The sequence below is a fragment of the Embleya sp. NPDC059213 genome (assembly GCF_042754445.1).
Classification (GTDB): domain Bacteria; phylum Actinomycetota; class Actinomycetes; order Streptomycetales; family Streptomycetaceae; genus Embleya.
The window spans coordinates 1-6,592 of sequence record NZ_JBHZAV010000315.1; the positions used below are offsets into that span (position 1 = coordinate 1).

Genomic DNA, 6,592 nt, shown 5'->3' on the forward strand with positions numbered 1-6,592 from the left:
TCTGGTGGGCTCGGAGTTGTTTATAAGAGACAGGGGGTCTGCGGTACGCGAGCCCGGGTCGGTCGCGGGCGCCGGCGCAGGCGGGCGAGTGGAGTCGCCCGCCGGCGCCGGCGGGCGCGGGTCCGTCGCGGGCTCAGGCGCGCCGGTGTCGGATGCAGGCGCGGGCAGGCGCGGATCGGTCACGGGCGCGCGTGGGTCCGTCGCGGGCGCAGGCGGGCGCGGCCCGGTCGCAGACGCGGGTGCGGGCGGGTTGGCCGCAGGCGAGCACGGATCGGCCGCGGGCTCAGGCGAGCCGGTGCCGGTCGCAGGTGCGGGCCAGCCGGTGTCGGGTGCGGGTGCGGGTGCGGGCAGGCGCTGATCGCCTGCGGGCGCGGAGGCGCCGGTGTCGAACGCGGGTGCAGACAAGCGCAGATCATTTGCAGGTGCGGGCGAGCCGCTGTCGGCCGCCGGTGCAGGCAGGCGCGGATCGGTCACGGGCGGGCTCGGGTCGGTCGCGGGCGCAGGCGGGCGCGGGCCGGTCGCAGACACGGGTGCAGCCGGGTTGGCCGCAGGCGAGCGCGGATCGGTCGCGGGCGCGCCGGAGTCGGCCGCAAGCGCGGGCGGGCTCGGGTCGGTCGCGGGCGGGCCAGGGTCGGGCGCAGGTACCGGCGCCGGCAGACACAAGTCGGATGTGGGCGGGCTCGGGTTGGCCGCAGGCGCAGGCGCAGGCGCAGGCGAGCGTGGGTCGGGCGTGGTCGCACCCGCGCCCGCGTCGCACAGTCGGCCCAGTTCGCGGACCAAGTCGGGCGCGTCCAGGATCCGGCCGAGCGCGAACGCCTCGTCCTCGGCCGGCAACTCGGTACGCAGCGTGCGAACCACGTGGTCGAGGTCGCGACGCACCGCCAAGCCCACGAACAACGACACCGGGAGCGGGCCGCCGAGTTGGACCAGACCGGTGAACAGCGACGCGGCGAGCCCCTCGGGGACGTCCCACCGCCGCTCGTGCGCCTCGCCGAAGGTCGCGTTGTCCTCGGCCACCACCACCATCGCCCGCGCGGCGAGCGCGATCAGCTCGCGGTCACCGCCCTCGCGCCACACCCGCAGGCCGTCCGCGGCATGTACCGCACCATCGAGTAGGACGAGCAGACCGGTGCCCAGCGCCAGCGTCCAACGCCGGTGCAAAGCATGCTCGTCCCGAGCCGTACGAGGCGGGCCGGCGACGGGGCCACAGGGTTGCTCGGCGATGCCGAGTTCGACCATCGCCCGGCGTGCGACGTCGTGCGCCAGTACCTCCTCCCGGGTGATCGGCAGCGGCCCGTGCTCCTCCACGTATTCCGCGAGCGCGGCCGCCTGGGCCAACAGCGGCGACATCCGGGCAGCCAACGCGCACTCGGAGGTGGGCGGCACGTACAGCGGCGGCAACGCGGGCTCGCTCGGGCCGCTGCCGGGACCGCTGAGCGGGGCGGGCACACCGAGTTCGAGGAAGCGGGTACGCAGCCCGTACAGCCCCAACGGGGTCAGCCGCACCGCCATGAACGGCGCTCCACCACCCACGAGTTCACGGATCTCCAGGACACCGAACGCACGCAGGTCGTCCATCTGGTGGGCCAGGGTCAGACCGGTGAACAGCGCCGGGTCGGCAACCAGCGGCGACCTCGGTCGGCCGTCGGGCGTGTACGAGAGCAGCTCGAACAGCCCGCCCATCGGCACCCAACGGCCCGCGTGGTCGTACAACTCGCGCAACAGCTCACGAATCACATCGCCACCGCGCAGCACGTACCCGGCGCGACGCATGGCCGGCCGTCCGGTGGCCTCGCCGACCGCGACGCCCTCCCACAGGCTCGACCACACACGCAGCACATCGCTCGGTCGACCGATCGCCAGCGCCCGGGTGAGCGCACCCGCAGTCGCAACGGTGCGGCCGACCTCGATCAGGCCCGCCGTACAGGCGATCGACCAGACATGATGCAGCGACTCCACGTCGCGCGCGCTGCGGACGCCCTCGATCGGTACGTCGATGCCCAGCGAGGCCGCAGCCTCGACCGCCGGGACCCGGCGCAGGACACCGGTCGCGGTCACCGGCCGCCCACGACCGACCCAGCGGGCCAGAGTGAGCGCGGCGGCGAACGACGGCGCCGCCGAGGCCGCCCGCGCCAACTCGCGTTCGTCCGGCAACCGAACCGCCGGCAGCGCCCTGCCCCGTCCTGGGCCCGTCGCATAGCCCGCCACGAACAACTTTTTCGCCGACCCCCAACAGGTCGAATCCGCCATCCGGGCCGGCAGTTCGGCCTCGTGTCGTTCCAGCACCGCCAGCAACGGGTCGAGCCGGTCGCTGTCCGGGTGCAGGGGCCCACGCTCACGCAGGAACTCCAGGAACAACCGCAGCGCGGGCACCACCAGACCTACGGTGTCCGCACGGGGCAGCGCGACGTGCGCAGGCACCAACGTCTCCAACAGCGCATTCAGATCACCGGCCCGCCAGCGCGTGTGGTCGTCGAGCCGCAGGCAGGCGACCCGCAGATCGAGCAGGGTGCCCACGACATCGATCATCCGCTCGGTATCCGGGGCCGGTCGGCCCGCTCGCGCGAGCCATGTGCCGAAGTCGGCCACGATGCCGCAGGAATCGGGAGATAGCGCCACGTCGCAGAGCGTAGTGAGCGCCGCATCCGCTTCGCATGGATTTCGGACAATCCATGCGAACCGACAACGGGCCCCGAAGCACCGCTTCCAAAGAGCCCCCGAACGCACCACCCCTCACTCCCGCACACGCGCCGACATCGACTCACCCCACCGCCTGCGCGGGCGACCACAACCGCACTCCCCTACCTCGCCGGCGCGCCCACAGCCACCTGCGCCCTCCGACGACCGCAGCCCACACCACCCGCGCCGCCGCCCGCGCCCGCGACCAGTGCCGTCGGCGCAACCACACTCGCGACCGCACTAAGCTGCGCCCGCACCCGCCGCCACAACAAAGCGCGGCCCGAGCGCCGTCGGCGACCAAGACCACGACCACGCTCGCCGGCCTTGCCGCCCGCACCCTCCGACCACTGCGCCCGCACCCGCCAGAGCCGGCGGCCGACACCGGCTCACCTGCGCCTGCGCCCGCGCCTGATCCGCCCACGACCGCGACCGCGACCGCGACCGCGACCGCGACATACGACTGTCGGCACCCGCACCCGCACCCACACCCACAGGCGACGCCCGTGCCTGCGCCCCCGGTCGCCGGCCCGACACCCGCGCCGGCGACCACGCGCAACCACCCGCACCGGTGCCGGCAAGGCCGCCCGCCGGCACACCGTCGTCGAGCTTGGTCGAATAGGCCACCCCGGGCGGTGATGTCCGCCACTTTTGCTGACTGAGCGTCAGATCACCTGCGGACCTGCGTGAACACCCACCCACCGAGTCGGAAAAAGACAGCCGTCTCCCTTCAGGTGACGGGTCGTCAGGTGGCATGGTGACCCCAGCGCAGAGCACGGCCGGCGACGGCCGCTCCGCGTCGAGGCGACAACGTACGCGATCCACAGTGAGGTGCCCCCGTGCTGCTCGACCCTTCCGCCGCCCTGCTCACCGATCGCATCGCCGTGGTCACCGGCGCCGCCCGGGGAATCGGCGCGGCGACGGCCGTCGCACTGGCCCGGTTCGGCGCGAACGTCGCCATCTGCGACCGCGAGCCGATCGGCCTCCAGGAGACCGCGAAGGCGATCGAGGCGACCGGCCGCCGGGCGCTCGCGGTCGAACTCGACGTCCGCGACGGCGACGGCGTCGAGCGCTTCCTCGGCGAGGCACACAGCACATTCGGCGGGTTGGACATCCTCGTCAACAACGCCGGCGGCGGCTTCTGGTCACCATTCATGGAGGTCCGCCCCAAGGGCCAGACCGCGCTGGTCGACGAGAACTTCACCTCCGTCACGCACGTGATCCGACACGGCGTCCCGCTCGTGCGCGACGGCGGCTCGATCGTCAACGTCACCAGCATCGAGGCGTTCCGTGCCGCACCCGGCTTCGCGGTCTACGCCGCGATGAAGGCCGCGGTCGAACAACTCACCAAGTCACTGGCCCTGGAACTCTCGGATCGACGCATCCGGGTCAACTGCGTGGCCCCCGACGCGATCCCCACCCCCGGCGACGCCGGCCTCGCGGAGACGTTCGAGACCGCCGAGGGCGCCCACGACTACGCCGCCAAGGTGCCCCTCGGCCTGGGCACCCCCGACGACTGCGCCGCCCCGATCGTCTTCCTCGCCGGCGACCTGGCCCGCTTCGTCACCGGCACCACCCTGCACGTCGACGGCGGCACCATGGCCGCCTCCGGTTGGGTCCGCCGCCCGGACGGCACCTTCGCCCCCTGACCGAAAGCGCCGGCGCCCGCACCCGCCGGCGCCGGCCACGCACCCCCGCCCACACAGCACCCAGACAAACCGGAACGCCCCCGAACGCCCCGGACCACCGACCGATCACCCCGCCCCGACCAGAACGCGGAACTGGGAGTGCAATGGAATTCGGCATCTTTCTTCAGGGCTACAACCCGTCGTTCCGGCGCGAGGGAAACCCCAACGCCGAGCACGAAGCCCTGATGAACGACATGGACTTCGCGATCGCCGCCGACCGGGCCGGCTTCAAGTACGTCTGGCTGAGCGAACACCACTTCCTCGACGAGTACTCGCACCTGTCCGCCAACGACGTGATGTGCGGCTACCTCGCCCACGCCACCGAGCGCATCCACATCGGTTCCGGCATCTTCAACCCGCTCCCCCAGGTCAACCACCCGGCCAAGGTCGCCGAGCGGGTCGCGATGCTCGACCACCTCACCAAGGGTCGCTTCGAGTTCGGCACCGGCCGGGGCGCCGGCAGCCACGAGATCCTCGGCTTCCTGCCCGGCATCGAGGACATGTCCGAGACGAAGGCGATCTGGGAGGACGTGATCCGCGAGTTCCCCAAGATGTTCCTCCAGGACACCTACGAGGGCTACAACGGCACCTACTGGCAACTCCCGCCGCGCAAGATCCTGCCCAAGCCGTACGGCAAGTCGCACCCCGCCATGTGGTACGCCGCCGGCAGCCCGCCGTCCTACGCGATGGCCGCCCGGATGGGCCTGGGCGTACTCGGCTTCTCCATCGGCGACCCGGCGAGCGCCGAGAAACTGGTGGCCGGCTACAAGCGCGAGATCGGCAACGCCGAACCGATCGCCGACTTCGTCAACGACAACGTACTCGCGGTGAGCACCGGCTTCGTCGCCGAGACCAGGGAGCAGGCGATCGCCAACGCGGTCGCGGCCCGGCCGATGTACCTCACCGGCAACGTCTTCCGCTACCACGACACGTTCCCGCACCCCGAGGGCATCCCGTACTGGCCCGAACTCATGCCCGACCTGACCCCCGAACTGGTCGAGTTCGCCGCCGACGCGGGTGCGCTGATCTGCGGCGCGCCGGACGGTGTACTGGACGCGGTCAAGGCGTACGAGGCGGTCGGCGTGGACCAACTCGTCCTCGGCCTGGGCTGCGACAACCGCGAGAACACCCTCAAGACCATCGAACTGTTCGGCAAGCACGTCATCCCCAAGCTCGACACCGAGCCGGAGCACCGCACCACCCGCTTCCGCCGGCAGGCCTGACCATTACCACCCGGCCGGTGTCCCCGGCCGGGCCCGTCCCGCCCGACACGTGTCACCGCACGACCCGAAAGGCAACCATGAGCTTCAAGGAATATCCGATCCGGGTGGGCAGCATGCTGTTCACCGCCGTGGACCCCGAGCGCGGCCACGAGGTGAGCTACAACCGCTGGTACGAGCGCGACCACTACTACGCCGGCTGCATGATCGGCCCCGGCCTGCTCGCGGGCAGCCGCTGGGTGGCCACCGCCGACCTCAAGGCGCTGCGCTTCCCGGCCGACAGCGACGTGGTCCCCAGCATCGACGCGGGCTCCTACGTCGCGATCTACTGGCTCAACGACGGCCAGTTCGACGAGTGGAACGCGTGGGCGGTCGACCAGGTCAACTGGCTCTACGGCAACGACCGCGGCTTCCAGCACCGGATCCACGCACACACCGGCATGTACCTGCACGACAGCCGCTGGTACCGCGACGAGGACCCGGTCCCGCTGGAACTGGCCCTCGACCGCAACTACCAGGGCCTGGTCTCGCTCGCCGTGCAGCGCGCCGAGGGCACCACCCAGGAGGACCTGGAGGCGTGGTTCTCCACGAACCTCCCGGACTTCCTCAAGGGTTCGCCGATCGCGTCGGTGGCCGCGTGGACCGCGGTCCCGCTCAAGGACGACGCTCCCGCGTTCGTCCCGCGCGACCCGAACGCCGCGACCCGCAGCATGCAGTTGTACTTCCTCGAGGGCGACCCGCGCGAGAGCTGGGACGCGTTCAAGGCGTGGGCCGAGCGCATCGACGCCTCGGGCATCGGCCGGGTCACCTACTGCGCGCCGTGGATCCCCACCGTGGTCGGCACCGACAAGTACACCGACGAGCTCTGGGGCTGAGCCCCGCCGTCGTCCGACACCCGCGTGGGGCCCGGGGGGCGCGGCCCCGGGCCCCCCGGGGGCGGGCACAACCCGCGCCCGCACCCCCCGCGGGGGGGGGGTGGGGGGGGGCGCCCCCCCCGCCGGCGGGGGA

3 protein-coding genes and 1 pseudogene are annotated in these 6,592 nt (G+C 72.3%); 3 read left to right on the forward strand and 1 reads right to left on the reverse strand.

The features are described 5' to 3' along the window. Window positions 1-2,619: pseudogene (locus tag ACFXMF_RS45995) on the reverse strand (hypothetical protein); the annotation flags it as partial. 896 nt (window positions 2,620-3,515) lie between these two features. Here ACFXMF_RS45995 and ACFXMF_RS46000 point away from each other — a divergent pair. The 3 genes from ACFXMF_RS46000 to ACFXMF_RS46010 all read left to right on the forward strand — a co-directional run bounded on the left by ACFXMF_RS46000 (window position 3,516) and on the right by ACFXMF_RS46010 (window position 6,459). Continuing rightward, window positions 3,516-4,325 carry an SDR family NAD(P)-dependent oxidoreductase gene (locus tag ACFXMF_RS46000; RefSeq protein ID WP_379991896.1) on the forward strand — a complete coding sequence of 270 codons (810 nt, stop codon included), beginning with the start codon at window positions 3,516-3,518 and terminating at the stop codon, window positions 4,323-4,325. A 143-nt stretch (window positions 4,326-4,468) separates the two neighbouring features. Continuing rightward, complete coding sequence (locus ACFXMF_RS46005; RefSeq protein WP_379991897.1) at window positions 4,469-5,587, forward strand: LLM class flavin-dependent oxidoreductase; 1,119 nt, start codon at window positions 4,469-4,471, stop codon at window positions 5,585-5,587. 77 nt (window positions 5,588-5,664) lie between these two features. After that, window positions 5,665-6,459, forward strand: a complete 795-nt coding sequence (locus ACFXMF_RS46010) for a hypothetical protein (RefSeq protein WP_360317461.1) — start codon at window positions 5,665-5,667, stop codon at window positions 6,457-6,459. Window positions 6,460-6,592: the final 133 nt, after the last annotated feature.